The 26,067-nt window shown below is 66.7% G+C and carries 29 protein-coding genes and 1 tRNA gene; 15 read left to right on the top strand and 15 right to left on the bottom strand.

The features are described 5' to 3' along the window. Positions 1 to 131 precede the first annotated feature (131 nt). From AC3WMA_RS21790 to AC3WMA_RS21780, 3 genes are all read left to right on the top strand, one after another. On the top strand, positions 132 to 1,760 hold the full coding sequence (locus AC3WMA_RS21790; RefSeq protein WP_492287419.1) for an MFS transporter: 1,629 nt from the start codon (positions 132 to 134) through the stop codon (positions 1,758 to 1,760). A gap of 204 nt (positions 1,761 to 1,964) precedes the next feature. Further along, positions 1,965 to 2,258, top strand: coding sequence for a GYD domain-containing protein (locus AC3WMA_RS21785; RefSeq protein ID WP_492287418.1), 294 nt, complete (start codon positions 1,965 to 1,967; stop codon positions 2,256 to 2,258). Positions 2,259 to 2,454: 196 nt separating this feature from the next. Next, a tRNA-Thr gene (locus AC3WMA_RS21780) sits at positions 2,455 to 2,529 on the top strand. A gap of 59 nt (positions 2,530 to 2,588) precedes the next feature. Here the strand turns inward: AC3WMA_RS21780 and AC3WMA_RS21775 are convergent. After that, entirely contained in the window at positions 2,589 to 3,074 is a 486-nt protein-coding gene (locus tag AC3WMA_RS21775; protein ID WP_492287417.1) for a DUF3617 domain-containing protein, read from the bottom strand. A 175-nt stretch (positions 3,075 to 3,249) separates the two neighbouring features. Between AC3WMA_RS21775 and AC3WMA_RS21770 the strand changes: the two genes are divergently transcribed. The 4 genes from AC3WMA_RS21770 to AC3WMA_RS21755 all read left to right on the top strand — a co-directional run bounded on the left by AC3WMA_RS21770 (position 3,250) and on the right by AC3WMA_RS21755 (position 6,079). Further along, entirely contained in the window at positions 3,250 to 3,540 is a 291-nt protein-coding gene (locus AC3WMA_RS21770) for a hypothetical protein (RefSeq protein ID WP_492287416.1), read from the top strand. 126 nt (positions 3,541 to 3,666) lie between these two features. Continuing rightward, on the top strand, positions 3,667 to 4,092 hold the full coding sequence (locus tag AC3WMA_RS21765; RefSeq protein ID WP_492287415.1) for a hypothetical protein: 426 nt from the start codon (positions 3,667 to 3,669) through the stop codon (positions 4,090 to 4,092). Positions 4,093 to 4,168: 76 nt separating this feature from the next. Beyond that, entirely contained in the window at positions 4,169 to 5,152 is a 984-nt protein-coding gene (locus AC3WMA_RS21760) for an MBL fold metallo-hydrolase (RefSeq protein ID WP_492287414.1), read from the top strand. A gap of 153 nt (positions 5,153 to 5,305) precedes the next feature. Further along, positions 5,306 to 6,079, top strand: coding sequence for an NAD kinase (locus tag AC3WMA_RS21755; protein ID WP_492287413.1), 774 nt, complete (start codon positions 5,306 to 5,308; stop codon positions 6,077 to 6,079). 6 nt (positions 6,080 to 6,085) lie between these two features. Here AC3WMA_RS21755 and AC3WMA_RS21750 read toward each other — a convergent pair whose 3' ends face one another. Both AC3WMA_RS21750 and AC3WMA_RS21745 read right to left on the bottom strand, forming a co-directional pair. Further along, positions 6,086 to 7,300, bottom strand: coding sequence for a DUF2336 domain-containing protein (locus AC3WMA_RS21750; protein WP_492287412.1), 1,215 nt, complete (start codon positions 7,298 to 7,300; stop codon positions 6,086 to 6,088). After that, the gene (locus AC3WMA_RS21745; protein WP_492287411.1) at positions 7,297 to 8,373 is read right to left on the bottom strand and encodes a lytic transglycosylase domain-containing protein; all 1,077 of its coding nucleotides are present in this window, start codon (positions 8,371 to 8,373) and stop codon (positions 7,297 to 7,299) included. Before AC3WMA_RS21745 ends, AC3WMA_RS21750 begins: the two co-directional genes overlap by 4 nt. A 190-nt stretch (positions 8,374 to 8,563) precedes the next feature. Between AC3WMA_RS21745 and AC3WMA_RS21740 the strand changes: the two genes are divergently transcribed. The 3 genes from AC3WMA_RS21740 to AC3WMA_RS21730 are packed head-to-tail and all read left to right on the top strand — an operon-like array spanning position 8,564 to position 10,174. Next, a complete protein-coding gene (locus AC3WMA_RS21740) occupies positions 8,564 to 9,061 on the top strand; it encodes a MaoC family dehydratase (RefSeq protein WP_492287410.1) in 498 nt (165 codons plus the stop codon). A gap of 5 nt (positions 9,062 to 9,066) precedes the next feature. Continuing rightward, positions 9,067 to 9,945 (top strand): HpcH/HpaI aldolase/citrate lyase family protein, encoded by an 879-nt coding sequence (locus tag AC3WMA_RS21735; RefSeq protein WP_492287409.1) that lies wholly within the window; start codon positions 9,067 to 9,069, stop codon positions 9,943 to 9,945. A 19-nt stretch (positions 9,946 to 9,964) separates the two neighbouring features. Continuing rightward, the gene (locus AC3WMA_RS21730; protein ID WP_492287408.1) at positions 9,965 to 10,174 is read left to right on the top strand and encodes a heavy-metal-associated domain-containing protein; all 210 of its coding nucleotides are present in this window, start codon (positions 9,965 to 9,967) and stop codon (positions 10,172 to 10,174) included. Positions 10,175 to 10,278: 104 nt separating this feature from the next. Here AC3WMA_RS21730 and AC3WMA_RS21725 read toward each other — a convergent pair whose 3' ends face one another. The 3 genes from AC3WMA_RS21725 to AC3WMA_RS21715 form a co-directional block, all read right to left on the bottom strand. Beyond that, a complete protein-coding gene (locus AC3WMA_RS21725) occupies positions 10,279 to 10,881 on the bottom strand; it encodes an SRPBCC family protein (RefSeq protein WP_492287407.1) in 603 nt (200 codons plus the stop codon). 90 nt (positions 10,882 to 10,971) lie between these two features. Beyond that, on the bottom strand, positions 10,972 to 11,577 hold the full coding sequence (locus tag AC3WMA_RS21720) for a flavin reductase family protein (protein ID WP_492287406.1): 606 nt from the start codon (positions 11,575 to 11,577) through the stop codon (positions 10,972 to 10,974). A gap of 4 nt (positions 11,578 to 11,581) precedes the next feature. Then, on the bottom strand, positions 11,582 to 12,151 hold the full coding sequence (locus AC3WMA_RS21715) for a nitroreductase family protein (RefSeq protein ID WP_492287405.1): 570 nt from the start codon (positions 12,149 to 12,151) through the stop codon (positions 11,582 to 11,584). Between the two features lie 157 nt (positions 12,152 to 12,308). Between AC3WMA_RS21715 and AC3WMA_RS21710 the strand changes: the two genes are divergently transcribed. Beyond that, positions 12,309 to 13,172, top strand: a complete 864-nt coding sequence (locus tag AC3WMA_RS21710) for an RgsD C-terminal domain-containing protein (RefSeq protein ID WP_492287404.1) — start codon at positions 12,309 to 12,311, stop codon at positions 13,170 to 13,172. Positions 13,173 to 13,333: 161 nt separating this feature from the next. Here AC3WMA_RS21710 and AC3WMA_RS21705 read toward each other — a convergent pair whose 3' ends face one another. From AC3WMA_RS21705 to yidD, 6 genes are all read right to left on the bottom strand, one after another. Beyond that, entirely contained in the window at positions 13,334 to 14,038 is a 705-nt protein-coding gene (locus tag AC3WMA_RS21705; protein ID WP_492287403.1) for an SGNH/GDSL hydrolase family protein, read from the bottom strand. A 41-nt stretch (positions 14,039 to 14,079) separates the two neighbouring features. Further along, positions 14,080 to 15,306, bottom strand: a complete 1,227-nt coding sequence (locus AC3WMA_RS21700; RefSeq protein WP_492287402.1) for an OpgC family protein — start codon at positions 15,304 to 15,306, stop codon at positions 14,080 to 14,082. Between the two features lie 426 nt (positions 15,307 to 15,732). Further along, positions 15,733 to 16,350: a GDYXXLXY domain-containing protein gene (locus tag AC3WMA_RS21695; protein WP_492287401.1), complete on the bottom strand. Its 618-nt coding sequence runs from the start codon at positions 16,348 to 16,350 to the stop codon at positions 15,733 to 15,735. Then, positions 16,350 to 17,639 carry a DUF2157 domain-containing protein gene (locus AC3WMA_RS21690; RefSeq protein WP_492287400.1) on the bottom strand — a complete coding sequence of 430 codons (1,290 nt, stop codon included), beginning with the start codon at positions 17,637 to 17,639 and terminating at the stop codon, positions 16,350 to 16,352. The genes AC3WMA_RS21695 and AC3WMA_RS21690 overlap by 1 nt, the downstream gene beginning before the upstream one ends. Before the next feature lie 300 nt (positions 17,640 to 17,939). After that, entirely contained in the window at positions 17,940 to 19,937 is a 1,998-nt protein-coding gene (thrS, locus tag AC3WMA_RS21685; protein WP_492287399.1) for a threonine--tRNA ligase, read from the bottom strand. Between the two features lie 51 nt (positions 19,938 to 19,988). Then, positions 19,989 to 20,351, bottom strand: coding sequence for a membrane protein insertion efficiency factor YidD (yidD, locus tag AC3WMA_RS21680; RefSeq protein WP_492287449.1), 363 nt, complete (start codon positions 20,349 to 20,351; stop codon positions 19,989 to 19,991). A gap of 101 nt (positions 20,352 to 20,452) precedes the next feature. Here yidD and AC3WMA_RS21675 point away from each other — a divergent pair, with 101 nt between their 5' ends. Further along, positions 20,453 to 21,214: a phosphatase PAP2 family protein gene (locus tag AC3WMA_RS21675; RefSeq protein WP_492287398.1), complete on the top strand. Its 762-nt coding sequence runs from the start codon at positions 20,453 to 20,455 to the stop codon at positions 21,212 to 21,214. Positions 21,215 to 21,221: 7 nt separating this feature from the next. Here the strand turns inward: AC3WMA_RS21675 and AC3WMA_RS21670 are convergent, their stop codons facing one another. Next, positions 21,222 to 21,668 carry an iron-sulfur cluster assembly scaffold protein gene (locus AC3WMA_RS21670; protein ID WP_492287397.1) on the bottom strand — a complete coding sequence of 149 codons (447 nt, stop codon included), beginning with the start codon at positions 21,666 to 21,668 and terminating at the stop codon, positions 21,222 to 21,224. A gap of 185 nt (positions 21,669 to 21,853) precedes the next feature. Between AC3WMA_RS21670 and folE the strand changes: the two genes are divergently transcribed. From folE to AC3WMA_RS21655, 3 genes are all read left to right on the top strand, one after another. Next, a complete protein-coding gene (gene folE, locus AC3WMA_RS21665) occupies positions 21,854 to 22,498 on the top strand; it encodes a GTP cyclohydrolase I FolE (RefSeq protein WP_492287396.1) in 645 nt (214 codons plus the stop codon). Between the two features lie 168 nt (positions 22,499 to 22,666). Then, positions 22,667 to 23,074, top strand: coding sequence for a phosphoribosyl-AMP cyclohydrolase (hisI, locus tag AC3WMA_RS21660; RefSeq protein ID WP_492287395.1), 408 nt, complete (start codon positions 22,667 to 22,669; stop codon positions 23,072 to 23,074). 204 nt (positions 23,075 to 23,278) lie between these two features. Continuing rightward, the gene (locus AC3WMA_RS21655; RefSeq protein WP_492287394.1) at positions 23,279 to 24,256 is read left to right on the top strand and encodes a patatin-like phospholipase family protein; all 978 of its coding nucleotides are present in this window, start codon (positions 23,279 to 23,281) and stop codon (positions 24,254 to 24,256) included. Positions 24,257 to 24,282: 26 nt separating this feature from the next. Here AC3WMA_RS21655 and AC3WMA_RS21650 read toward each other — a convergent pair whose 3' ends face one another. Then, positions 24,283 to 24,714: a CBS domain-containing protein gene (locus AC3WMA_RS21650; RefSeq protein WP_257732156.1), complete on the bottom strand. Its 432-nt coding sequence runs from the start codon at positions 24,712 to 24,714 to the stop codon at positions 24,283 to 24,285. 195 nt (positions 24,715 to 24,909) lie between these two features. Further along, a complete protein-coding gene (locus AC3WMA_RS21645) occupies positions 24,910 to 25,722 on the bottom strand; it encodes a rhomboid family intramembrane serine protease (RefSeq protein ID WP_492287393.1) in 813 nt (270 codons plus the stop codon). Positions 25,723 to 26,067: the final 345 nt, after the last annotated feature.

Below are 26,067 nucleotides of genomic sequence, written 5' to 3'. Positions count from 1 at the left end.
TCGTCACTGAGAACGTGAACCGCGCGAAACGAGGTTGCCGGGCCCGTCCCGGCTTCAGGGCTTCACCAGGGGAGACAAACGCCATGAGCATGGCATCACAAGCATCGGGAACGAGGGCAGCGCCCCGACCGATGACCAAGGAGGAAAAGAAGGTCATTCTGGCCTCGTCGCTCGGCACCGTGTTCGAGTGGTACGATTTCTATCTCTACGGCTCGCTCGCCGCCATGATCGGCGCGCATTTCTTCTCGGCCTTCGACCCCAACACCCGCGCGATCTTCGCGCTGCTGGCGTTTGCGGCAGGCTTCCTCGTCCGCCCGTTCGGCGCGCTGTTCTTCGGCCGCCTCGGTGACCTCATCGGCCGCAAGTACACCTTCCTCGTCACCATCGTGATCATGGGCGCCTCGACCTTCCTGGTCGGCCTTCTCCCCAGCTACGCCTCGATCGGCTGGATCGCCCCGGTGGTCCTGATCGTCCTGCGCATGCTCCAGGGCCTCGCGCTCGGCGGCGAGTACGGCGGCGCGGCGGTCTATGTCGCCGAGCACGCGCCCGTCGGCCGTCGCGGCTTCTACACCTCCTGGATCCAGACCACGGCAACGCTCGGCCTGCTGCTCTCGCTGATCGTCATCCTCGGCATCCGCACCACGATGGGCGAAGCCGAGTTCGCCGCCTGGGGCTGGCGCATTCCCTTCCTGGCCTCGATCTTCCTGCTCGCGATCTCGGTCTGGATTCGCCTCCAGATGCAGGAATCGCCGGCCTTCAAGAAGATGAAGGACGAGGGCACGGGCTCGAAGGCGCCGCTCTCGGAAGCTTTCGGTCAGTGGAAGAACGCCAAGATCGCGCTGCTCGCGCTGTTCGGCCTCACCGCCGGCCAGGCCGTCGTCTGGTACACCGGCCAGTTCTACGCGCTGTTCTTCATCCAGAGCATCCTCAAGGTCGACCTCTACTCGGCCAACGTGCTGATCGCCTGGTCGCTCATCCTCGGCACCGGCGGCTTCATCGTCTTCGGCGCGCTGTCGGACAAGATCGGCCGCAAGCCGATCATCCTGGCCGGCTGCCTGATCGCGGCGCTGACCTATTTCCCGCTGTTCGGCGCGCTCACCAAGGCCGCCAACCCGGGCCTCGCCGCTGCGCATGAGAACGTCAAGGTCCAGGTCGTCGCCGACCCCGCCACCTGCGGCTCGGTCTTCGATCCGGTCGGCGTGCGTACCTTCACGCAGCCCTGCGATATCGCCCGCCGCACGCTGGCGACCCAGGCGATCGTCTACACGCAGGCCCCGGCTCCGGCCGGCACCGCAGCCAAGGTGACGGTCAACGGCACGGAGATCGCCATCGACGGCTCGTTCGCGGGGAACATCGCCAAGGCGGCGGTCGCGGCGGGCTACCCGGCCCCGGGCGATGCGCGCATCGTCAAGACCGGCTTCGTGGGCGCGCTGTTCAACGGCCAGTCCCTGACGATCATCGCCATCCTGACCGTGCTCGTCATCTACGTGACGATGGTCTACGGCCCGATCGCGGCCGCGCTGGTCGAACTCTTCCCGACCCGCATCCGCTACACCGGCATGTCGCTGCCCTATCACATCGGCAACGGCTGGTTCGGCGGTCTGCTGCCCGCCACCTCCTTCGCGATGGTGGCCGGTACCGGCGACATCTATTACGGCCTCTGGTACCCGATCGTGATCGCGCTGATGACCTTCGTGATCGGCATGCTCTTCGTGCCGGAGACCAAGGATCGCGACATCATGACCTACGAGAACGACTGAGCTGAAGCAGCCGGTCCCACGAACGAGCCCCGGCCTCACGGCCGGGGCTTTTCTTTTACCCAGGCCGATCCGCCCGCTCCTGCCGTGTTATTCTGCCCGCCAAGGCCCGGCATTGAGCCAACGCCTATCCGCACTGGCGGTGACGATCTGCCGCCGGCAGATGCTTCCCATAAACAGGCCGGGCCGGTTTCAGGGAGTGGCGCGATGACAACCTACATCATGCTTGCCAATTGGACCGATCAGGGCGCCCGCAACGTCAAAGCCTCGCCAAGCCGCCTCGATGCGGCGAAGCAGGCGCTCAAGGAAATGGGCGGAGATTTCAAGGCATTCTTCATGACCATGGGCAAGTACGACATGGTGATCGTCTGCGAGGCGCCCGACGATGCGGTCCAGGCACGGTTCTGCCTGCAGCTCACCATGCTGGGCAACGTCCGAGCCGAGACCCTCAAGGCCTTTCCCGAGGCGGCCTACCGCGAGATCATCCGCTCCGTGAGCTGAAATACCCCCCGGGCGACATAGTCAGGCCGGTGCTCGAACAGTCTCCATGACGCCATCGCCCGTGCATGCCGCGCCATGGCCGCTTTGCAGCCATGGCGGAGGTGCTTGCTCTAGCGGCCATCGACTGGTAACCGCTACGGCATCGTCGACGAGGAGAAGATCCCGTCGACGGCTTTCTGGCCAACCAGCCAGCGGCGCCGGCGTAGCACAGCGGTAGTGCAGCGGTTTTGTAAACCGAAGGTCGGGAGTTCGATCCTCTCCGCCGGCACCATGTCCCCTTCTCGGGTCTTGCGATCAGCCCGCCTGCCGCCTGCACCTTGTCCTGCGAATTTACGGCGCGGGCTTCGGCGACGGCATCGAGATCACCTTGCCGTCCGGCATGATGATGTCGCCGGGCTTCTGGCCGGGCGCGCATTCGCCGACACGCGTGGCCTCGACGACGAGCTTGCGCTCCACCTGGCCGGTCTGGCCGGGCATGCCGCTGATCTTCGTCGTACCTTCAGTTCGGACCGATGTCTGGAAATCTCCGGTGATGACGCTGTTACCGGAAGCCTTGATCTGGCCGACCGCACATTCCGTCTCGACGGCGTAACCAGTGGCCGTCTTGGTCACCTGCATCTTCGAGCAGGCACCGGCAGCGAGCCCCCCGACGATCGACTGGTCAGTTCCCGGACCGACGCATTGCTTGGCGATGGTCTCGCCCTCGTTGCCCTTCGATTTCGTTTCCCAGAGGCCGGGCTTGCGTTGGGGCAGCTGCTGCGCCGCGGCGGGCAGCGCAACGAGGGCGCCGAGCGCGGCGATCAACACGAGTTTCATGGCGGTGCTTTCCCATGTGAATCGACAAGTGCCGAGACAAGACGGAGGCCAAGGCCAGAATGAGGCAGGGGTACGCCGATCCGGGGTAACCGGATGCCCCTTGACAGATCCACCGCCGGGGGAACGTTTGGCGGGCTAGGCGGTTATCCGGCTGGTCAAGCTTCGGGAGGCTTCGATGAAAGCCCTTGTCCTTACGCTCGCCCTTATCCTCACGGCCGGAAGCGCCGATGCGCAAACGCGGCCCTCGACCGTCTCGCGCCCCTGCGCCGCGAGCCAGCGCGACGTCCAGGCGAATGGTGCCATCGTGCTGGGGACGGGCGGCTTCACCTATGACCGCTTCGTGCGCGACCGCAGCTTCTGCGAGTTCGACGAGGGTCTGGAGCCCGCCTTCGTGCCCAGCCGCGAGAGTCCGACCTGCTTCATCGGCTATCGCTGCAAGACCCAGTCCCGCTGGATGAATGACTGAGGCTACGGCCTCACCAGACGCCCGTGCATTCCATGGCTGGCCGGCAGGCGCGATCATGGGTTAGATGGCGGGATCGCGGTGCCCGCTTGCGGCCCACCGCCCTGATCGATCTTTGCACGGACCGGAATGGACGACCGGACACAACTTCTTGCACTCGCGGCCCGGTGCGAGGCTTCCAGCAAGCCGAACCGCGAGCTCGATGCCGATATCTACGAGGCGCTCGGCTTCGTCGTCAGGCGCAAGCCGGCGCAGCTGGTCAACCGGCGCACGCCGGCCGGCGGCATCTACCAGCACGGCTCGTTCTGGAAGACGCTGGGCACCGTCAGCGCCGATATCGACATCGCCGTCTCCCTGCTGCGGCAGAAGGCGCCCGGCTGGAGCTGGAGCCTGCAATGCCTCGCCAACGAGGAGACGCTCGCCTTCCAGGCGCTGGTCGCTGACTGCTCCGGGCAGGGCGTCATGGGCTCGCTCGCGCTCTGCGCCGCGATGCTGCGCGCGCTGGCCAGGCGCGATCCGCCCGCCGCTTCGGATTCGGGCCTCACGGAAACTTGACCTTCCGGCAAGCCCTTGCGGTTGAAAGCAGGAAGGCCGTCGCTAGTCTGCCTGCGACCCGAGGGGAGACCAGACCATGCAGGACACAGATTTCTCGCGCCGCGCCGCCCTTGTCGGTGCCGGCGCTCTCGTTGCAGCCGCAACACTCGATCTGCCCGGCATCAGCCCGGCCCAGGCACAAGGAGTTCCCGTGAACCAGGCTCCCGGCTTCTATCGCTACAAGATCGGCGACATCACCGTCACCGCGATCAATGATGGCTTCGGCAGGCGCCCGCTCGAAGGTTTCGTGCGCAATGCCGAGCTCGCCGATGTCAAGAAGGCGATGGAGCAGGCCTTCCTGCCGCAGGACGCACTCAGCATCACCTTCACCACGCTGGCGATCCAGCATGCCGGCAAGCTGACCCTGATCGACACCGGCAACGGCGATTCCGGCGCGCCGACCTCCGGCACCTGGATGGCGAATTTCAAGGCGGCGGGCTTCGATCCGAAGGACGTCTCCAGCGTCGTTTTCAGCCATTTCCACGGCGACCACATCAACGGCTTCCGGCTGAAGGACGGCACGGCCGTGTTCCCCAATGCCGAGGTCATGGTCCCGGCGGCCGAATGGGCCTTCTGGATGGACGATGCCAGGATGAACGCCGCGCCCGATGCCATGAAGGGCGCCTTCGCCGGCGTGCGCCGTGTCTTCGGCCCGGTCGCCAAGGACGTAAAGCAGTTCGAGCCGGGCAAGGAGCTCGTGCCCGGCCTGACCCCGGTCGCAGCCCCCGGTCACACGCCCGGCCACACGGTCTTCGCGCTCGGCTCCGGCAACGGCAAGCTGATGGTCATGTCCGACACGACCAACCATCCCGCCCTGTTCGTGCGCAATCCCGACTGGTCGGCGGTGTTCGACATGGATGGTCCGCAGGCCGCGGCGACGCGGCGCAAGCTGCTCGACATGGTCTCGGCCGAGCGCATGCAGGTCGCCTTCTACCATGCCCCCTTCCCGGCGACCGGCTTCATCGCCAAGAACGGCAACGGCTTCGAGATGGTGCCGGTGCAGTGGAGCACCGCTCTCTAAGGATCCTCGGTTCCTCAGCTCATATCGAGGCCGGGCGAAAGCCCGGCCTTTTTCGTTGCCGGGACTTTGTTGCCGCCATGGCCTCGCGGCCTGACGCCCGGACGTGTTAAGCCTGCCCCCGATACCGCAGGGCCTGCCGTTTCAGGACACGCTATGACCGAACGATTCGGCGCGATCTCCTTCGTCGCCAGCGACACCCCTGAGGCTCAGGCGGCGCTCGACAAGCTCGTCGAGCGCTATGGCAATGCCGATCCGGCCGAAGCCGATGTCGTGGTTGCGCTCGGCGGCGACGGGCTGATGCTGCAGACGCTCCACCGCTTCCTCGGTACGGGCAAGCCGATCTACGGCATGAACCGCGGCTCGGTCGGCTTCCTGATGAACGAGTTCAAGGAGCGCGGCCTGACCAAAAGGCTCGACGCCGCCCAGCGCAGCATCGTGCATCCCTTGTCGATGCAGGCCACCGACCGCAACGGCGCGACTGTGCAGGCCAAGGCGATCAACGAGGTCTCGCTGCTGCGCCGCTCCTACCAAGCCGCGAAGCTGCGCATTTCGGTCGATGGCCAAGTGCGCCTGTCCGAGCTGATCGCCGACGGCCTCCTGCTGGCGACACCCGCCGGCTCGACTGCCTATAATCTCTCCGCCAACGGGCCGATCCTGCCGCTCGACGCCCCCCTGCTCGCGCTGACGCCGATCTCGGCCTTCCGGCCGCGGCGCTGGCGCGGCGCCCTGCTGCCGGACCATGCCAAGGTCTTCATCGAGGTGCTGGAAGCCGATAAGCGTCCGGTCAGCGCCGTCGCCGATCACACCCAGATCGACGAGGTCACCTCGGTCTCGATCGAGATCGACCGCGGCGTCGACCTCGTCATGATGCACGACCCCGGCCACAGCCTGGACGAGCGCATCCTGCGCGAGCAATTCGGCTACTGAGCCTCTTCAGGCAGCGTCGCGCAGGTCGCTTTCGGCGAGCTCGATCAGAAAGGACGGATCGGCCTCGACGAGGAGCGCCAGCGCCGCGTCGTCCGCCAGCGAATCCGCCAGACCGCGCGCCTCTTCGCGGGCAGCTTCCGCATCGAGGCGGCGCAGCAGGGCCATCAACGCATCCGCTTCAGGCCCTTCCGCCCCCTCGCAAGCGATCAGCACCGTGCGCAGCAGGCCGCGATCCATGCCGTGCCGGACCGGCGGCCGATCGAAGCCGCGCGCATTGAGCGCCATGATCGCAGCCGAGAAGGCCGGCTCCAGCGAGGCCGGCAAACCCGCCTTGCGGCAGAGCGCCTTGAGCCCGGCGCCACGCCTGTCGCGCAGCAGGGCCGCGACACGGTCCTCCGGCAGGCCGGACAGGGCGACGAAAGCCGCCTCCGCCAGCGCCGGCTCGCCGCTGAGCAGCGAGCGCAGCATCAACCCCGATGTCAGCCGCCCGGTGACCCTGAGCACCTCGACGATCGCCGGCGCATCGCTGGCCTCGCCGCCGGCTGCGAGCGCGACGGCGACCCGCTCGGTCGATTCACGGGCCAATCGGGCACTGCGCTCGGCCGTCAGCCAACCACAGCCTGTGACGAAGCTCGCCAACGTGTCGGAAACCCTGGCCGCGATCGTCTGCCGCAAGCCTCCCGGCAGGTCGGCGCGCTCGAGCAGCGCCTCGCGCAGCGCACCGCTGTCGCCATGGCGCTCGATCATGCGCTCCAGCGAGAAATCGGGGATCTCGGCGGTGCGATTGCCCGCGAGCGTGACCAGCGCCTCCTCGCAGCCGACCTCGGCCAGCGCGGCGCAGACGCTGATCGGCAGGCAGCGGCGCATGGCGATGGCCTTCTGGGCGAGCGCATCGCCGACAGCAGCGGCATCGACCAGGTCGGCCTCGGTCAGCACCGGCGAATGCGCCAGCACCAGCGCCGCGACATCGCTCTGCTCGGCGATCAGGCCGAGCGCGAGATTGCGCGGCGTGCGCATCGAAGGCGCCATTTCCTCGGCGATCGCGCGCCGCACCAAGGGCGAGGGATCGTCGATCAGCGCGATCAGCGCCGTCTCGGCCTCATATCGGTCCTCGTCGGACATGCCGGAACGCAGATAGGCGCCCGCCAGCGCGGCGGCTCCGCTGGCGCGCGCCTCGGCGGGCGCGGTCCGAGCCCAGAGCAGGAAGCGCCGAACGATCATGTTCCGCTCCGCTGGATCATGAAGGAAGACAGGTCGAGCGGCCCGCCGCGCCGCTTGCCCGCCGGCTGTGCGGCCGCGACATCGGGCTGGGACAGGTCGCTCGGACGCGACGGTGGCAACGGCGCGTTGACCGCCTTGGCCGGAGGACTGACGATCGAGCCGGCGGCCGCGGGGCTCGCATCGGATAGCGTGCCTTCGCTCTGGCCGGGCCGCGGGAAATAGCGTTCGCCGCCTTCGAGCGAGGCCATGCGCGTGCCGTTGCGAGGCGGCGTGGTCCAGAGATTGGCGACGGCCTTCGAGACGGGATCGCGCGAGCCGCCCGTCGAGAACAGGCCGACGAGCCCCTTGGCGCGGTCGGGCCGCAGCGCTGCCGCGATCTCGGCAACCGGGATATCGTCCTGCCCCGCCTGCGCGTTCGGCGCCACCTTGGCGGCAACCTGCGTGCTGGCATGGCTGGCCGCCAGCACGCCATAGACCTCCTGCACGCTGCGCGCGCGGCCGGCCTTGTCGTAGAAGATCGAGCGATTGGCAGCGGCGGCCTCTGGGAAATCCCGCGCCGCGACGCGGCTGGGGTCACTGGCCGACGCGCGGATCAGATCGGAGGCGCCGCGCGCACCGAGCACATGCGCCATATAGAGCTCGCCCGCCTGCGGCTGCCGGCCGAGGCTGGAGGCAAGCTGATCGCGGTTCTTCTGGGTCAGCGCGCCAGCCATTACGGCGGCGACCTGCGGGTCGTTGCGCAGCTGGAGGATCTTCTCGCGCGCCGCCGGATCGGAAACGCTGAGGCGCCCGCCGCTCTCCGTGATCGCGTCGGCATATTGCGAAAGGCCTTGCTTCGGCCCCTCCTGCTTCACCATGGCGAGCCAGGTCTGCTCGATGAACTGGAAGAGCCCCGTGGCGCTCGATGTGCTCGCCTTGGCCGTCGGCTCCAGCGACGACTCGCGCTGCGCCGTCTTCAGCAGATAGTCGAACCCCGCCCCCGTCCGCTCCGCGCCCTGACGGATGGCGCTGACGACCGGGTTCGCAGGCTGCGTTTCGCGGCTCTGGCTCTGCGGCGTGGTGAAGAGGAACATCGAGACCTTCGGCGGTGGCCCGCGCGCATTGCGAGGGCACCCTCCAAAATTGCTCCATTATGGTAAGCGAACCGTTAAGATCGGCCCTGCGGCGCAGGCCCCGGGCGCTTTCCGCTTCCCTCTCGCCGGAGGTCCCTCTACGACTTCTGGTTCCGGCTCAGCAGCCGGCATGAAGAAGGCGGAGGCGTCTATGGCGGATGTGGTGCGTCACAAGCGTGGCGGAATCTATTTCGAAGATTTCCAGGTCGGCGCGGTCATCGAGCACGGCCTGACCCGCACGGTCACGCAGATGGACAACATGCTGTTCTCCAACATGACGCTGAACCCGCAACCCCTTCATATCGATGCGCATTTCTGCGCGACCGAGACGGAATGGGGCAAGCCGCTGATGAACTCGCTGTTCACGCTCGGCCTGATGATCGGCATCTCCGTCAACGACACCACGGTCGGCACGACCATCGGCAATCTCGGCATGACCGATGTGCTCTTCCCCACCCCGCTCTTCGAGGGCGACACGATCAACTGCACCACCGAGATCGCGGCCAAGCGCGAGTCGCGCTCGCGGCCCGATGCCGGCATCGTCGAGTTCGTGCACAAGGCCTACAAGCAGGACGGCACGCTGGTCGCCCAGTGCCGCCGCCAGGCCTTCATGCGCAAGCGCGCGGCCCCTGCCACGGTCGCGGTCTGACCGGCATGCGCTCGCTCCTGTTCGTGCCGGGCGACAGCCCGAAGAAGCAGCAGAAGGGCCTGGATTGCGGCACTGATGCGCTGATCCTGGACCTTGAGGATTCCGTCGCGCTCGACGGCAAGCCGCAGGCGCGCGAGATCACCCGTGCATTCCTCGAATCCACCCGCTCCCTGCCGAAGCGCCCGTTGCTGATCGTCCGCATCAACGGCCTGACGACCGGCATGAGCGATGCCGATCTCGACGCGATCATGCCCGGCGCACCCGATGCGATCATGCTGCCAAAATCGGAGGGCGGCACCGATGTCGGCCACCTCGCCGCCAAGATCGCGGTGCGCGAGGCCGAATCCGACCTGCCGGACGGCTTGACGCGCATTCTCCCGATCGCAACCGAGACCGGCAAAGCGATCTTCGGGCTCGGCAGCTACCACCGCTCCTCGCACCGCCTGATGGCGCTGACCTGGGGCGCGGAAGACCTCTCGGCCGACCTCGGCGCCGAGACCAACCGGCTGGAGGACGGCTCCTATGCCGACCCCTATCGCCTCGCCCGATCGTTGACGCTGTTCGCGGCGACGGCCGCGCAGGTCGATGCGATCGACACCGTCTTCACCAATTTCCGCGATGATGCCGGCTTTCGGGCCGAATGCCTCGCCTCGCGCCGCGACGGCTTCACCGGCAAGATGGCGATCCATCCGGCACAGGTTCCGATCATCAACGAGATCTTCGCGCCATCGCCTGCCGCGCTCGCCAAGGCCCAGCAGATCATCGCCCTGTTCGAAGCCAATCCCGGCGCCGGCGTCATCGGGCTCGATGGCGAAATGCTGGATCGCCCCCATCTGATCAAGGCACAGCGGCTCGTCGCGCGAGCTCGCAAACTGGCTGAATGAACCGCCGGAGGCGATTCGAATGACTCAGGTTTTCGAGGTTTCAGGCATGCATTGCGGCGGCTGCGCCTCGCGCGTCCAGCGCGCCGCGACGGCGCTCGCGCCCGGTGCGACGGTAACGCTCGACCCGCCGCGCCTCACCCTGCCGGAGGGCAAGAGCCTCGATGCCGAGGCGATCAACAAGGCGCTGGCGGATTTCGGGGATTATCGCGCCATGCCGCTGGCAGGTTGAAGCCGGCCGCGTCTAAAGGCCGGCCCCTGACGAAAGCGTCGTCCATGAGAGTGCAGCCGACGCGCAGCATTTTCACGAAATGCGACGGCTCCATTGCGAGTCCTTCAGAGCGACAACGCCGCCTTGAATTTGGCCGAACAGCTCGCGGCGGTCCGACCGCGTAAGGTCAGAATCAACGGAACGGATTCGCGCCACTTCGCCAGCGGCATGGTGGACGCTTCCGTTTCCGCGCATGACTGCAGCATCACGACTTCTTGCGTCTTGATGTTCGTGACGTTCATCGCAACGGTGTAGGTCAGCTGGAAATGATCTCCCATTGCAGGCATCAGGCTCCCGCCGCCGGCAACCAGGACTTTGTAGAAATTCTGCGCCGATGCGTCAGGCCGACGGAATTTCTTCTGAAGGCCATCTGCGATCGGCTGGGTGACGTTTCCCGTGTTGAGAATATCGGGCTCGGCCGATGCCGCGACGATGGCCGCCCCGATCAGGACCCCGGCAATACCGCCCTGGCCGTTCATGATCGCGGTGCCCGCAGTTTGTCCTCTGGTGACGACATTCACGGCGTTGCGGCTGGTATTGGCCTCAACCTCCACCGAGCCTTTCGACAGCATGTCGGCGACCTCGATCGACGAGTAGCGCGGTACGCAAGCGCCAAGGCTCGACACGAAAAAAGCCGCCAGCGCGGCGGCTCGGAAAGATGAATGCATTCGGCCCGTCCCCTATCCCAAGGGCATGTCGCATGCCGCGGATTATCGAGTCGAGGCGACCCCTGCGCAGGCCAAGTGCAAATACACAACTTATCCGCCGGCCGGACGGGTGATCGAGAACAGGCTCGTCACCTCGGCATAATCGGCATAGCCGCAGCGCGCGATCGGGTTGGCGCCTGCGGTGTCGAAGCGCCCGTCCTTGACGAAGGCATCGTCGATGAAGATGCCGACGACCTGCCCAAGCACCATCCAGCGCGGCACGGCGTTGCCGTCGACATCGAGCAACTGCTGCACCGAAAGCAGCTTGCATTCGAGCGCAGCCGGCGTGCCGGCGACGCGCGGCGGCTTGACGAAGCGCGACGGCGCCATCTCAAGCCCGGCATGGGCGTATTCGCTCTCGCCCCGCGGCAGCGGCGCCGAGGTCAGATTCATCGGATGCGCCAGCGCCTTGGTGACCAGCGAACAGGTAAACTCACCGGTCTCCTCGACGAAGGCGACGGCGTCCTTCTTGTTCTCCGAGGAGAACATCACGATGTTCGGCCGCGACGAGATCGCGTTGAAGAAGCTGTAGGGCGAGAGATTGACCTCGCCTTTAGCGCTTAGCGCCGTGATCCAGCCGATCGGCCGCGGCGCGACGATCGCCTTGAATGGATCATGCGCGAAGCCGAGATCCTCTTGCGTGGCCGAATAGATCATCGCGTCAGGTCCCGTAATAGCTGACGATATCGGCCATTACCGGCCGGTCGCGATCGGTGATCGGCGCCGTCGGCGTGCCCAGATGCACGAAGCCGGCCATCCGCTCGTCCTCAGCCAGCCCGAAGGCGCTCAGCACCTGCCGGTCGAAGGAGAACCAGTTGGTCAGCCAAGAGCCGGCATAGCCCATGGCATAGGCGGCGACGAGCATGTTCATGCAGACCGCGCCGGCCGAAAGCTCCTGTTCCCAGAGCGGGATCTTGGCATGCTCGCGTGCCCGCGACACCACGGCGACGATGACCGGCGCGTGCAGCAGGCGCTTGCGCTCGAACTCGACCTGGTCCTCGCTCGCCTGCGGGTTCTTCTCGCGGAAGATGCGCGCGACGATCTCCGCCGCCTCCTCGCGGGCCGCGCCCTTGAAAACGATGAAGCGCCAGGGCGCGAGCTTGCCATGGTCGGGCACGCGCGCGGAGATGGCGAGCAATTCGTCGAGCTGGGCGCCGTCGGGGCCGGGCGCCGTGAGGAACTGCGGCGGCACGGAGCGACGCAGCTTGAGCAGAGAGAGCGTATCGGTCATGAAACATCCTGACTATGGCTTGGGAACTGACCTATTCCTTCGCCATGATGAGGACAAGCGGAGCTGCTCATACATCGCCGCAGAGCCGCCGAGGACGAAAAGCATGCTTGAATTGGAGGGCTTTAAAGCTCGCCGCCTTATCGGAGCCGCCTTCGCCATGGCCGTCCTGCTTGCGCCGAACCTCGCCGGCGCCCAGTCCGCCGATCCCGGCCCCGGCGCGGACACGCCGCCTCCCGCGCCCCTGCAAGGTCAGCCGGTCGCGCCGAGCGGATTGGCGCGGCTGTCCGTCTCCGCCCAGTTCGCCGCCGACCGCAAGCCGATCCGCTCCGGGCTGAATTGGCGGGTTCTCAGCGAGGGCGGCGACGGCGCCTCGTCGCGGATCGTCGCGCGTTCGTCAGAGCCGGAGCCGGCCTTCTCGCTGCCGCCCGGCAATTACGTCATCCATGCCGGCTACGGTTTCGCCAGCGGCACGAAGCGCGTCAGCCTCGGCCAGCAGGGCCTGCGCGATCAGGTCCAGATCAGCGCAGGCGCGCTCTCGCTCGCCGGCTCGATCGGGGATGCCCCGATCCCGGCCCCGCTGCTCTCCTTCTCGGTCTTCGTGCCGCTGCAGGGCAACTCGGAAGGCCGTTTGATCACCAGCGGCGCCAAGGCGGGCGAGGTCATCCGCCTGCCCGAGGGCACCTATCACGTGGTCTCGACCTACGGCGATTCCAACGCGATCCAGCGCGCCGACGTGAAGGTCGAGACCGGCAAGGTCACCGACGCGACTTTGCATCACCGCGCCGCGAAGGTGACGCTCAAGCTCGTTGCCAATGCCGGCGGCGAAGCCTTCGCCGGCACCGCCTTCAGCGTGCTGACGCCGGGCGGCGACGTCATTCGCGAGGCGATCGGAGCGTTCCCACAGGTCATTCTGGCGGAAGGCGACTATGTCCTGATCGCCCGTCAGGAGGGGCAGGTCTATTCCCGCGACTTCAAGGTCGAGTCGGGCAGCGACCGCGATATCGAGGTTTTGGCGAAGTAAGCCGGCAGCCGCTTCGCAGGCCCATTGTCATTCCGGGGCGCGCTACAGGCGCGAACCCGGAACCCTCGACTGGGTGAGGCCTCCAATACCCAGTCGCAAGCTGCTCACCCAGTCGTGAGTTCCGGGTTCTTCGCTGCGCGAAGCCCCGGAAGGACAGGGCCTCAGTTCGTCGGCTTCACGGCACCCGCCGCCTCGATCCTGACCGGACCGATCCCCGCGACGATCCCGTCGGCCAGCCGCAGCGCCAGGCAGCGATAACCGGCATCGACCAGATGCAGGCCGTCCATGCCGACGAGCTCCTCCGGCGTGAACTGGCGCGAACTCGACCAGCCCTTCATCATCGCATAGCGCGGGAACAGCGAGATGCCCTGGTCCTGCGCCGTCTTCGCCAGCACGGCGCGGTAATCGTCGTAGTGGGGATAGCGCCCTTCACGCTGCAGCCAGGGCAGGTCCATCAGGATCATCTCGATACCGGCCGTGCGGGCCTTGCTCACACCCTTGCGCAGGATCTTGCCGAGCTTGTCCTCGCCGATATCGCGGATCGCGTCGTTGATGACGGTCTGCCAAATCACGATCGCCGGCTTCTCGTCGATGACGTCTGTCTGCATGCGCAGCAGCATGTCATAGGCCGACTGGCCGCCGACGCCCTTGTTGACGACCCGAACCTCCGCACCCGGCAGGCGCCGGCGCAGCTCAGCCTGCAAGACGGCAGGATAGCTCTTGTCGTCGGCGCTGGCGCCGGAGCCGGCTGTCGCCGAGGAGCCCAGCGCCACGATGGTCAGGCGGCCGGTTTCCTGCAGCGCCTTGCGTGCGGCCGGCAAGCTCGGCTGAAAAGCGGCTTTCGCGGCCTCCGCACGGCAGCGCACATCGAGCGGCGGCGGCAGCGGCGCGGCACTCGATCCGGAATTCAGCGCGAAGAGAAGGAAGGCCGCGGCGACGGCGCGCCACGGGCCTGGGTAGACTCGGCGCCTGCGCCGCGTTTCGTGATCGAACGGTACCACGACAGGAAAATCCCTAACCCTGTCAGAATTGTAGCGCCACCGGCGCATATCAGCAACTGAACGCCCAGATCGAAGGATGTTTCCGCCAGCACGATCTGCCCGATGATCGAGAGCACGACACCCGCGCAGAAGACATGCAGAGAGTTCTGCCCGGCATTGGCGAGCATGCGGCCGGGTGCGGCCTTCGCCAGCCCCATGCCCGACGGCAGCCAGCGGATCGCCAGCCAGGCCAGCGCGCCGATATGCAGGATGCGCGTCCAGGCGAGATTGGTCTTGTCCGAGCCGAGCTGCACGGAATCGAACCAGTCGTTCAGCGCCGCGATCCCGGTCGGATTGCCGCTCGACGTCTTCACCACCCAGGCGAAGACGATGAAGGCGACCGCCGCGACGTCGAGCCACGCCAGGCGCGGCGCATGGATGCCGAGCTGCGCCGCCCGGCCGATGATGATGCCGAGCGTGAACACGACCTGCCAGGCGAAGGGGTTGAAGAACCAGACACCGGCATTGCCATTGGGCAGATTGAGCTCGAAGGCGAGCGCCATCTGCCAGATCGCCAGCGAGCAGGCGAGCGTCAGCAGCGGGCTCAGCCGCGCCGCGTAATAGATTACCGGGAACAGCGCCAGCAGCACGATATAGAGGGGCAGGATATCGAGATAGGACGGCTGATAGGTCAGCGTCAGCGCGCCGATCAGCGCCTCGACCGTGTCGCGGAAGAAGGGCTGGATATTGATCGCCTCGATATAGAGCGGGTTCTGCGTCCGCGTCACCGCCGTGGCGACGACGCCGCAGACGATGATGAACACCGCGAGATGGGCGATATAGAGCGTCCAGAGCCGCGCGCCGAGCTTCAGCCCGGCGACCGCGAAGCCGCGCTGCTCGATCAGCCCGCCATAGGCCAGGGTAGCCGAGACGCCGGCCAGCAGAACGAAGATGTCGGCCGCGTCCGAGAAGCCGAAATTATGCGGCATATAGGCCGAGACCACGTTCCCCGGCATGTGGTTGATGAAGATGATCAGCAGGGCTAGCCCGCGGATCACGTCGATCCGCGCATCCCGCCCCGGCGTGGCCAGCACCGCGTCCACGGCCGGTCGGCCGAGAAGCAGGAAGCGCCTGAAGGAAGAATGGGAGGACACGGGACAGTAGTCCTTCAGCAGGCCGGAAAATCCAGGATCGAAACGCCGACGGCCGATGCATGTTCCCGGCTCGCCGCTCTCAAGATGAACGCTCGTTGTCGAACTCGTTCATCTGCCGTTCATATAACTCCTGAGGATTCGCGTCACGCGGCGTGTTGTCACAAGCGCGTGTGGCGGATCATCAGCGGCTTTGCGGCAGGGTTGAGACGGGGCGAGGATGACACGGCAATGTGATGCCGGGTGCCTCTCAGAGCCCACTGAGGTTCAGGGAAAATACGCGAGTCATCCCGGGCTTGACCCGGAATCCATGCCGGAGCGTTTCCGGTTGAGATTCAGGAATGGATCCCGGATCTCCGCTTCGCTCCGTCCGGGATGACTCGCGTTTTTAAGAGACCGCAGCGCCTTAATGCGAACGGCCAATGCGCCTCAATACGGCGGTTCGGCGTAGACCGGCTTGCCGTCGATCAGCAGGCGCTTGATCGCCGCCTCTCCCGAGGGCGATACGGCGGCCACGACCTCGATCCGGGCCTTGTCGGTAGTCTCGATCGCCTTGCCCTCGCCTTGCGGCACGAAATAGCTCTCGAGCCCATAGGCGATGCGCAGGCGGTTGCGCTGGCCGCTGCAATCGAAGGCACCATCCGCATTGGTGGCACAGGCCGAGGTCGCGGTGACGCGCCCAGCGATCACGACGATACCATCGCCGGCCTTGGACCAGTCCCGCGAAACGCCGGTCGCCTTGGCAAAACCCTGCTCGTCCCGGCCGAGGCTGACATAGACCTGCTCGCCGCGCTGGAAGCCCGGCTGGCCGGGAGCACCGGTCTCGACCGTGCTGATCGGATAGCTCAGCACGACATAATCGCCGCGGAAGAGGTCGCGCGGATCGACCGGCACGCTCCGCAGCCGGATCTCGGTGCCGCCGCGCAGGATGCGCGCCCGCTGCTCGACGAGCGCCAGCAGGACGAGCCCCAGCAGCAGCGCGGTTGCCAGCGCGCGCCAGACCAAAGGCACCTTGGCGATGAGGCTATCGGCCGAAAGCGCGCGCATCAGGCGGCTTCCTTCTCAGGCGGGTTGAGCCGGGCGAAGAGCCGCCGGGCTCCGGAGGCGATCGCCAGCAGGGCCGCGCCCGCGACGAGGAAGAACAGCGACTGGTCGAGCAGCGTGCCGATCGTCTGCCAGAGCAGGATCAGGATCGCGACGCCGAACAGCACCGAACCGGCCAGCACCAATCGCCGGATGCCGCCGACGGACCCGGCCACCACCAGCGCCGTCGCAGCCAGCAGGACAAGGCTCGCGACGATGATCTTGCCGGCCATCGCGGTGACGATGCCGGTCCAGAACACGACCGGCACCAGCAAGGCGAAAGCAAGCCCCGCCGCCAGGGGCCAGGCGAAACGCCGCTCACGGGCGAGCCCCGCCAGGGCGGCCACGACGGGAATGGCAACGGCATAGGCCATGAAAACGAAGCGGAAGGCGTGGCCTGCCCGTGCCTCGTCCCGGTCGAGGATGCGGATCAGCTCCGTGTTCAGCACCAGCACCAGCCCGAGCAGTCCCCAGGGCAGGCAGGCGGTCAGCACCGAAGGCAAGCCCCGGTCGAGTGCCAATGCGCCCAGCGCCACATAGAACACGGCGAGCGCCAGCCCATAGGCCAGGAGCCCGTAATCGAAACGGTCGAACAAGCCATAACCCGGCGCCATCGCGAGCCAGGCGGCAGCCGCCAGCACGACGAGGTGATGCACCAGCCGATTGTCGCGCGACAGCGAGAGCCACAGGGCCGGCAGATAGAGGATGAAGAAGCCGAGATGGGCACCGCTGCGCGCCTCCTCCCAGCGCCCGCCGCTCCAGGCGCAGATCGCGATCAGTGCGATCGCCAGCGCGCCGTTCGAGCGCATCAGGACGGCGGCGATCAGGCCACCGAGCGCCACCAGCAAGGCCCCGCCCGGCCAGTCGGCGGGCAGGTGGTACATCTGGCCGACCAGCGCGAGTCCGGCACCGAAGATCAGCACGCCGCAGGTCACGGCCGCATCGGCGCCGCGCGGCGAGCCCTGCCGCTCCAGCCGGAAGGCGTAGGCGATGCAGATCGCGATGGCCGCGAGGATCATACCAAGCTTGACGAGGCGCGGGATATCCTCCCAGCCCGCTGCGACGAAGGCGGCGACGCTCGCCGCGATCAAGAGGCCGCCGAGCAGGCCGAGCACGGCCGGCAGGCGGATGCCACCCTGCTCGCGCGCGACCGAGCGCCGGATCGCGCCGGCATTCTCGGCGCTGAGCCAGCCTTCAGCGACCCAGCGGGGAAGATCGGCCTCGAGCCGCTTGCGATAGGAGCCTGTCAGCATCGCCGGCAATCTGGCATGGCGAGGGCTGGATTCGCTAGGGGCGCCAGATTGTACCAGAAACGCTCCGTCATCCCGGGCTTGACCCGGGACCCATCGTAAGGCTCCGGAGCTCTAAGATGGATCCCGGATCGGCGCTGCTACGCAGCTTGTCCGGGATGACGGTGAGGTTCCGTCAGAAATCAGCAATCCCAGCCGCTCGCCGTCATTCTCGGGCGAAGCAAGGCTTCGACCCGAGAATCTCAGGCAGATCAGGCTGGTTTCCGAGATGGCCGGGTCGAGCCCGGCCATGACGGCAAGTCGTCAGCCCGCCTTCACGGCCTTCCGGCGCGCCAGATCAGGCGCCAGCGCCTCCTGGCCCAGCGCCGCGAGCGCCTCGTCGAGCGTCATCACGGTCTGCGCCTGGCTGCCGAGGCGGCGGACCGTCACGGTCTTCTCCTCGGCCTCGCGCTTGCCGACGGCGAGGATGACCGGGACCTTGGCCAGCGAGTGCTCGCGGACCTTGTACGAGATCTTCTCGTTGCGCAGATCGGCGCGGGCGCGCAGGCCAGCGCCCATCAGGACCATCGTCACCTCCTCGGCATAGGCATCGGCCTCCGAGGTGATCGGGCAGACGACGATCTGCTCGGGCGCCAGCCAGAGCGGGAAATGCCCGGCATGGTGCTCGATCAGGATGCCGGTGAAGCGCTCCAGCGAGCCGCAGATGGCACGGTGGACCATGACCGGCTGCTTCTTCTCGCCATCGGCGCCGATATAGAAGGCGCCGAACCGCTCCGGCAGGTTGAAGTCGACCTGCGTCGTGCCGCACTGCCAGTCGCGGCCGATGGCATCGCGCAGGACATACTCGAATTTCGGCCCGTAGAAGGCGCCCTCGCCCGGATTGATCTCGGTCTTGATCCGGTTGCCGGACTGCTTGGCGATCCGCTCCAGCACGCCGGTCATCACCTGCTCGGCATGGTCCCAGACCGCGTCGGAGCCGACGCGCTTCTCGGGCCGCGTCGAGAGCTTGATGACCAGCTCCTCTGTGAAGCCGAAATCCTCGTAGACCGACAGGATCAGGTCATTGATCTTCAGGCACTCGGCCGCGAGCTGCTCTTCCGTGCAGAAGATATGCGCGTCGTCCTGCGTGAAGCCGCGCACGCGCATCAGCCCATGCAGCGCGCCGGACGGCTCGTAGCGATGGACATTGCCGAATTCGGCAAGCCGGATCGGCAGATCGCGATAGCTCTTCAGGCCGTGCTTGAAGATCTGGACATGGCCCGGGCAGTTCATCGGCTTCAGCGCGAAGACGCGATGGTCGCGCTCGGCATCGGCCGGGTTCTCGAAGGCCGAGGCAGACTTCACCGCGAACATGTTGTCCTGGTACCAGCCCCAGTGGCCCGAGGTTTCCCAGAGCGACTTGTCGAGGATCTGCGGCGCGTTCACCTCCTCGTAGTCGGCGGCGAGGCGCCGGCGCATATAGGCGATGATCTCCTGGAACAGGCGCCAGCCCTTGGAGTGCCAGAACACGACGCCCGGCCCCTCCTCCTGGAAATGGAACAGGTCCATCTCCCGGCCGAGCTTGCGGTGGTCGCGCTTCTCCGCCTCCTCGAGCTGCTTGAGATAGGCGTCGAGCTCTTCCTGCTTCGCGAAGGCGGTGCCGTAGATGCGGGTCAGCATCGCGTTGTTCGAGTCACCGCGCCAATAGGCGCCGGCCGTCTTCATCAGCTTGAAGGCGTTGCCGACCTTGCCGACCGAGGTCATGTGCGGGCCGCGGCAGAGGTCGATCCAGTCGCCCTGCGCATACATCTTCAGCGTCTGGTCGGCGGGGATCGCATCGACCAGCTCGACCTTGTAGGCCTCGCCCTTCGCGGCAAAGAAATCCTTGGCCTTGTCGCGGCTCCAGACCTCCTTGGTGAAGGGTTTGTCGCGCGCGATGATCTCGCGCATCTTCTTCTCGATCGCCGGGAAGTCTTCGGGCGTGAAGGGCTCGTTGCGGGCGAAATCGTAGAAGAACCCGTTCTCGATCACGGGACCTATCGTCACCTGCGTGCCGGGGAACAGCTCCTGTACGGCCTCGGCGAGGACGTGGGCGGTGTCATGCCGGATCAGTTCCAGCGCCCGCGGGTCTTCCCGGTTCAGCAGCTCGATCTTGGCGTCAGTGGTGATCGGGTCGGAGAGATCGACGACGGTGCCGTCGAGCGCCATCGCGACGGTGCGCTTCAGCAGGGAGGGAGAGATGCCCTTGGCGATCTCGGCTCCGGTGATGCCGGAGGGGAATTCGCGCTTGGCGCCATCGGGAAATGTCAGGGAGATCGTCATGGATCGCTATCCTGCTCACTCGGGGATACAAGCCCCGTAAGACTAGGCCGGCTACGGATGTGAGGATTGCGCTCCGTCGCCCGTGGCCGGTTCGGCGTCGGAATCGAAAGCCGCCGGCACATTCGTCCCGCGCCAGCGGCCATAGGCCCACGGCCTATACCACCTCGCATCGGGCGGCAATGCCTCGCAGACGATGTCGACGCCGCTCGTGCCCCACGGATTGCAGCGGCAGATTCGGGCAAAGCCAGCCCAGCCGCCGCGCCACAGCCCGAAGCGCAGGATCGCCTCGTCGGTATAGGCAGAACAGCTCGGCCAGTGCCGGCAATGCCGCCCGACGAGCATGGAAAGGCTCAGCTGATAGCCGCGAATGGCGAAATGTGCGGCTTTTCGGGGGAAAAGCGCGACGCTTCGCAGCAGCGAAAATCTTTGCTTAACAAAGAGACGCTGGAATAGATCGTCTGCTTCGTTTCGTTCAGCCACAACCAGAACCGCTTCCCTTGCTCGATACCGGAAACATGATGCGCGCCGCTCGCTTTCGCCAAGCCCTCGTTCGCAAGGCTTCCGTCAGGACCGCCCTCCTCGGCGCCGGCCTCGCGCTTGGCCTCGGCCTCGCCATGCCGGCATCGGCCCAGCAGCGGCCATACCTGCTCTGGCTCGACGGTGCCAAGCTCGACATCGCGCATATCATCGGGCTGCCGCCGGCGCAGAACAGCCCCGAGGGCAAGGCCGAGTTCGAGCAGGTCCAGCAGATCAGCGCGAACCGCACGCCCGAGCGCGAGAAGGCCGCCATCGCCGACCAGCGTCTCGCGCTGGTCAATTTCCTGAACGGCATGGATACCGGCTATGTCGACAACACCCATCGCGAGGTCAGGCTGCTCTTCCGCGAGGCGCAGGTCGAGCTCGGCATCCTCCTGAAGAGCGTCCACCGCCTGACCAGCCGCCAGCGCCCGTTCCAGCTCTGGGCGAAGGTTCGCGTCAAGCCCTGCCCCGGCGCCCGCCCGGAAGGCACCTCCTTCCCGTCAGGTCACGCGGCAACGGCGGCGCTCTATGCCGAATTGCTGAAGGCCGCGGCGCCCGAACTTTCGGACAAGCTGGAAGCGCGGGTGAAGAGCTATGGCGAAAGCCGCCTGATCTGCGGCTTCCACTATCCGAGCGATCTCGTCGCCGGCGACAAGGTCGGCCGCGCCGTTGCCAAGGCCCTGCTCGCCGACCGCGCCTTCAAGGCGCGCTTCGACGAGACCGTGCCGGAAATCCGCGTTGCCTTCGGCGTGAAGTGATATCCCGCTAGGCCGCAGCCTCGCGCCGCTTCGCCTCGATCTGGTCGATCGCATCGACCACCGCATCGAAGGTCAGCATCGTCGAGGCGTGGCGCGCCTTGAAGTCGCGCACCGGCACGAGCACCGCGAGATCAGCCCATTTGCCCTCGGGCGGCGCGGCATTCTCCTTCAGGATAGCGCGGGCCTGCTCGCGCACCTCCCGCAATTCATCGGCCGTGGCGCCGACGACATGGCGCGCCATGATCGAGGACGAAGCCTGCCCGAGCGCGCAGGCCTTCACCTCGTGGCCGAAGCCGGTGACGACATCGCCCGCCATGGTGACATCGACTGTCACGGTCGAGCCGCATAGTTTCGAATGCGCGCGCGCCGTGGCATCGGGCGAAGGCAGGCGCTGCAGCAGGGGGATGTTGGCGGCAAGCGAGAGGATGCGCTTGTTGTAGACGTCGTCCAGCATGGTTCGATCTCTCGCCGGTCTGGAATGACCGGCACGCAGATCCAATATAGGGTCGATCGTCGTATGATGGGAGAGCCTGAATGCCTCTCCCGCCGCGAGGTATCAGACTTGTCGTTCCGGCCTTGGGAGTTGCAGCCTTTGAGGGGCATCTCGCGAGGCTTCATCGTCCCAACGGGAGGCACCACATGATCCCTGTGGTTAAGTCCTTGTCCGTCGAGGGGGCCATCGGCCCCTCCGCCGACAAGTTTCTGGTCCGCACGCCGACGCAGGAAGAGGCGGAGGCCGCTGTCCGCACGCTCTTGCTCTGGGCGGGCGACGACCCGTCGCGTGAAGGCCTGGCCGACACGCCGCGTCGCGTCGCGAAGGCCTACAAGGAATTCTACAAAGGCTATGCCGAGGATCCGCACCATATCCTCGACCGTGTCTTCGAGGAGGTCGAGGGCTATCGCGACATGGTCCTCGTCCGCGACATCCCGTTCTATTCGCATTGCGAGCACCACATGGTGCCCTTCGTCGGGAAGGCCCATATCGGCTATTACCCGGCGAAGGGCGTCGTCGGCCTCTCGAAGCTTGCCCGCATCGTCGATGTCTATGCTCGCCGCCTGCAGACGCAGGAGACGATGACGGCCCAGATCGCCGACGTGATCGAGGAGGTGCTGGAGCCGCGCGGCATCGCCATCCTCGTCGAGGCCGAGCACATGTGCATGTCGATGCGCGGCGTGCAGAAGCAGGGTTCCTCGACGATGACCACGCAGTATCGCGGCATCTTCCGGGACGACCCGGCCGAGCAGGTGCGCTTCTTCACGATGGTGAAGTCGCCGGGGCTGTAGCATCTCGGGTTGGCCGCCACCTTGGACAAGCCGTCATGCTCGGGCTTGACCCGAGCATCTCAGAACGAGAAAGCGCCTTTTCCTGCTGGAGATTCTCGGGTCTGCGCTTCGCTCCGCCCGAGAATGACGGCAGGACCACGCAGCAGATCGCCCTTCCCTGGAGCCTCCATGCCCCCCTTCCCCGCCGCGCCCGACAAGCACGCCCTCGAGGAGGGAGCCGTGCTGAGCCCGCGCTTCGATGCGAACGGCCTCGTCACGGTGGTCGCGACCGAGGCCGATAGCGGCGCAGTGCTGATGGTTGCCCATATGAATGCCGAGGCGCTCCAACGCTCGATCGAGACCGGCGAGGCCTGGTACTGGTCGCGCTCGCGCCAGGAGCTCTGGCACAAGGGCGCGACCTCCGGCCAGATCCAGACCATCGTCGAGATGCGGATCGACTGCGACCAGGATGCGCTCTGGATCAGGGTGAAGGTCGCCGGCGACGGCGGCTGCTGCCACACCGGGCGCTGCTCCTGCTTCTACCGGGCCCAGCCGCTGCGGAACGAAGCCGGCAAGCCGCTGATCGTTTGCGACTGACAGGCTCTGAAGCAGGCGCACATCGCTGATGCCGCCGGCACGCCTTCACCAATCCGTCAAATACAGGCGATAATCGCCGAAGGCTGAGCCGTTCATCTTTCGCTCATCGGCTTCTGAGACCCTCTCATTCTACGGAGGGACGAGCCCATGCGGTGGGATGGTGTCGCGCGGCGAGCCTTTGGTCTCGGCGGAGGTGGTGCCGCAATGAACGATATGCGTCCGGTCGAGGGACAGCCGGCCCTGATCAGGCCGAAGATCGGCCTCGCGCTCGGCGGCGGCGCGGCACGCGGCTGGGCCCATATCGGTGCGCTCGAAGTGCTGATCGAAGCCGGCTTCGCCCCCGATGTCATCGCCGGAACCTCGATCGGCGCGGTGGTCGGTGGCTGCCTCGCCGCCGGCAAGCTGCCCGAACTCTCCGAATTCGCCACCAGCATGACCAAGCGCCGCATCGTCGGCCTGATGGATTTTCATATCGGCGGCGCCGGCCTGATTTCCGGCGGACGCCTGAAGCGCCTGCTCGAACAGCATCTCGACGGCATCCGGATCGAGGACCTGAACCACCGCTTCGTCGCGGTCGCGACCGAGCTCGGCTTCGGTCACGAGATCTGGCTGACCCATGGCCCGCTGGTCGAGGCCCTCACCGCCTCCTACGCCCTGCCCGGCATCTTCGATCCCGTGAAGCTCGGTGGCCGCTGGCTGATGGACGGCGCGCTGGTCAATCCGGTTCCGGTCACGGCGGCGCGCGCGCTCGGCGCCGATGTCGTGATTTGCGTGAACCTCAACAGCGACCTCACCGGCCGCGGCACGACGATCCAGGACCAGAGCTCCGATCCCGATCCGCTCGTGCCGGAATTGCAGATCCAACCGGAGCCGCGCTGGTATGACGGCATCAGCGGCGCGGCCAAGCGCGTCCGCAACATCGTCGGGCGGCCGGCGGAGAACCGCCCCGGGCTGGCCGGCGTGATGATCGACGCCTTCAACATCACGCAGGACCGGATTTCGCGCTCGCGGCTGGCGGGCGATCCGCCCGACGTGATGATCGGCCCGAAGCTCGGCCGCATCGGCCTGTTCGATTTCCACCGCGCCGGCGAGACGATCGAACTCGGGCGTCAGGCCGCGCGCCGGTCCCTGGACGATATCGCCGCCTTGGTGGCCGCAAACCATATCGTGCCGGAGAGCTGACGCTCCCCGGCCGTTACGCGCTCCCTTCAGGCCATCGCGATGTAATCGCGCATCGCCTGGCTCTCGGCCTCGATCGCAGCCACGCGATGCTTCACCACGTCGCCGATCGAGACGAGACCGGTGACACGACCGTTCTCGACCACCGGAACATGGCGGAAGCGACCGGTCGTCATGATCTCCATAAGTTCGTCGACGCTGGTCTGCGGCCGGCAGGTCACGACCTTCGACGTCATCGAGCGCGAGACCGCGCTCTCCAGCGCGCCGGCTCCCAGTTCGCCAAGCGCCCGGATGATGTCGCGCTCGGACAGGATGCCCACCAGCGCCCCGTCCGCTCCCATGACGACGACGGCGCCGATGCGCTTCTCGCTCAGCGTGCGGATCGCCTCGGACAGTGTCCGATGCGGCTGCACCGAGATCACATCGTGCCCCTTGCCGCTCAGCAACTGCTCGACATTCATGGCCAGTCCCTCCTCGCAGGCGCGCCGTTGCCGGCGCGCGGTTTCGCTGGAACTTCGCGAGGGCCGGCAAAACTCCTCATGCCGGGCCGGCTCGGGAAGTGCTTCGCAATGAGGCGAGTGTGGGCGAAGACCTTGGCGCAGGCAAGGTTTCCGAAACGGTTCTAAAGAGCCTTGCGGGCAGGGCCGCCGGCCGCGTCAGCGCCGCTGCTGTCCCCGGTCGAGCAGCGGAAACAGCAGGAGCCCGACGACGAAGCCGCCGATATGGGCCTCCCAGGCGATGCTGGTGTCCTCGCCGAAGATCGGCACCAATCCGGCCCCGAACAGGATGTTCGTCACGAACCAGATCGCGATGAACAGCAGGGCGCGCGAGTTGCGCCAGAGCTGCCCGAGCGGCTCGGCCGGAATCGCCTGAACGACCGCGTCATTGCCGAGTTCGCCGAAGCGCAGGCCGGGCGCGAAGACGAAGCGGATCGCGGCCGCCGTCGCGCCCGAGATGCCGGCGGAGGCGCCGACCAGCGGCAGCACGTCGAGATCGCGCGACCACCAGTGCAGCAGCGCGCCGCCGATCGTCGCCAGGCCCATGAGGTTGAGGAAGCGCCCCGGCCCGAGCCGCCGCGCGACCGGGCTGCCGAAGGCCGCAAGCCAGACCGCGTTGGAGACCAGATGCAGCCAGGAGCCATGCAGCAGGCCATAGGTCAGGATGGTCCAGAGCCTGACCCCGCCATCGGCCAGCAACAGCCGGACGAGCTGGAGCCGCTCGACCACGTCCTGCCCGGCCGTGACCTGCGCCATCGCGCCGACGACATCGTCGATCCGCCCGGGCGAGAGCCAGAGCGTCAGGCGCGCCGGCACGAAGGCGAGCCAGGACATCAGCACGTAATCGTCATAGTCCGACAGCAGCGAGCGCCCGGCCTGGATCAGGACCAGTACCGCCAACAGCCAGACCACGGCGGAAGGCAGGTTGAAGACGGGCTCGCGCCCTGGCGGGGAAGGATTATGGGAAGCCATGCGGCGGTCACACTTGCCGAAGCGCCCGCAGGGCGCAAGCCGCGAGCCCTGCACGAGACACGAAAAAGGGGATCGGCTCGCGCCGTCCCCTTTTTCGCCGGCTGTGACGCCGCCCGGTCATGCCGGGCGGCCGGCTCACGCCCCCTCCACCTCGTCTTGCGGGCGCCATCGGCAACCGCGAATCTCGAGGCTGATTCATGCGCATTTTAACGATCATCCACAATCGTAAGACTTGATTAACCCTAACGCCCCTGCCGCCTCCCCCGACTCAGCGCGGGGTGGCAAGACGGCACGGCGAATGCGTCAGCGCTCTTCCGAGAGATTGATTCGTCCTCCTTTCGAACG

It is taken from the genome of Allobosea sp. FW305-C-101 (assembly GCF_058783685.1).
The sequence above is the reverse complement of the archived record's forward strand: the minus strand, read 5'-3'. Positions and strand labels throughout refer to the sequence as shown.

Excerpts from the sequence above, each read along its gene's own strand:
- AC3WMA_RS21790 (WP_492287419.1), top strand. The coding sequence starts at position 132 with ATGACCAAGGAGGAAAAGAAGGTCATTCTGGCCTCGTCGCTCGGCACC.
- AC3WMA_RS21785 (WP_492287418.1), top strand. The coding sequence starts at position 1,965 with ATGACAACCTACATCATGCTTGCCAATTGGACCGATCAGGGCGCCCGC.
- AC3WMA_RS21775 (WP_492287417.1), bottom strand. The coding sequence starts at position 3,074 with ATGAAACTCGTGTTGATCGCCGCGCTCGGCGCCCTCGTTGCGCTGCCC.
- AC3WMA_RS21770 (WP_492287416.1), top strand. The coding sequence starts at position 3,250 with ATGAAAGCCCTTGTCCTTACGCTCGCCCTTATCCTCACGGCCGGAAGC.
- AC3WMA_RS21765 (WP_492287415.1), top strand. The coding sequence starts at position 3,667 with ATGGACGACCGGACACAACTTCTTGCACTCGCGGCCCGGTGCGAGGCT.
- AC3WMA_RS21760 (WP_492287414.1), top strand. The coding sequence starts at position 4,169 with ATGCAGGACACAGATTTCTCGCGCCGCGCCGCCCTTGTCGGTGCCGGC.
- AC3WMA_RS21755 (WP_492287413.1), top strand. The coding sequence starts at position 5,306 with ATGACCGAACGATTCGGCGCGATCTCCTTCGTCGCCAGCGACACCCCT.
- AC3WMA_RS21750 (WP_492287412.1), bottom strand. The coding sequence starts at position 7,300 with ATGATCGTTCGGCGCTTCCTGCTCTGGGCTCGGACCGCGCCCGCCGAG.
- AC3WMA_RS21745 (WP_492287411.1), bottom strand. The coding sequence starts at position 8,373 with ATGTTCCTCTTCACCACGCCGCAGAGCCAGAGCCGCGAAACGCAGCCT.
- AC3WMA_RS21740 (WP_492287410.1), top strand. The coding sequence starts at position 8,564 with ATGGCGGATGTGGTGCGTCACAAGCGTGGCGGAATCTATTTCGAAGAT.
- AC3WMA_RS21735 (WP_492287409.1), top strand. The coding sequence starts at position 9,067 with ATGCGCTCGCTCCTGTTCGTGCCGGGCGACAGCCCGAAGAAGCAGCAG.
- AC3WMA_RS21730 (WP_492287408.1), top strand. The coding sequence starts at position 9,965 with ATGACTCAGGTTTTCGAGGTTTCAGGCATGCATTGCGGCGGCTGCGCC.
- AC3WMA_RS21725 (WP_492287407.1), bottom strand. The coding sequence starts at position 10,881 with ATGCATTCATCTTTCCGAGCCGCCGCGCTGGCGGCTTTTTTCGTGTCG.
- AC3WMA_RS21720 (WP_492287406.1), bottom strand. The coding sequence starts at position 11,577 with ATGATCTATTCGGCCACGCAAGAGGATCTCGGCTTCGCGCATGATCCA.
- AC3WMA_RS21715 (WP_492287405.1), bottom strand. The coding sequence starts at position 12,151 with ATGACCGATACGCTCTCTCTGCTCAAGCTGCGTCGCTCCGTGCCGCCG.
- AC3WMA_RS21710 (WP_492287404.1), top strand. The coding sequence starts at position 12,309 with ATGGCCGTCCTGCTTGCGCCGAACCTCGCCGGCGCCCAGTCCGCCGAT.
- AC3WMA_RS21695 (WP_492287401.1), bottom strand. The coding sequence starts at position 16,350 with ATGCGCGCGCTTTCGGCCGATAGCCTCATCGCCAAGGTGCCTTTGGTC.
- AC3WMA_RS21690 (WP_492287400.1), bottom strand. The coding sequence starts at position 17,639 with ATGCTGACAGGCTCCTATCGCAAGCGGCTCGAGGCCGATCTTCCCCGC.
- thrS (WP_492287399.1), bottom strand. The coding sequence starts at position 19,937 with ATGACGATCTCCCTGACATTTCCCGATGGCGCCAAGCGCGAATTCCCC.
- AC3WMA_RS21675 (WP_492287398.1), top strand. The coding sequence starts at position 20,453 with ATGATGCGCGCCGCTCGCTTTCGCCAAGCCCTCGTTCGCAAGGCTTCC.
- AC3WMA_RS21670 (WP_492287397.1), bottom strand. The coding sequence starts at position 21,668 with ATGCTGGACGACGTCTACAACAAGCGCATCCTCTCGCTTGCCGCCAAC.
- folE (WP_492287396.1), top strand. The coding sequence starts at position 21,854 with ATGATCCCTGTGGTTAAGTCCTTGTCCGTCGAGGGGGCCATCGGCCCC.
- hisI (WP_492287395.1), top strand. The coding sequence starts at position 22,667 with ATGCCCCCCTTCCCCGCCGCGCCCGACAAGCACGCCCTCGAGGAGGGA.
- AC3WMA_RS21655 (WP_492287394.1), top strand. The coding sequence starts at position 23,279 with ATGAACGATATGCGTCCGGTCGAGGGACAGCCGGCCCTGATCAGGCCG.
- AC3WMA_RS21650 (WP_257732156.1), bottom strand. The coding sequence starts at position 24,714 with ATGAATGTCGAGCAGTTGCTGAGCGGCAAGGGGCACGATGTGATCTCG.
- AC3WMA_RS21645 (WP_492287393.1), bottom strand. The coding sequence starts at position 25,722 with ATGGCTTCCCATAATCCTTCCCCGCCAGGGCGCGAGCCCGTCTTCAAC.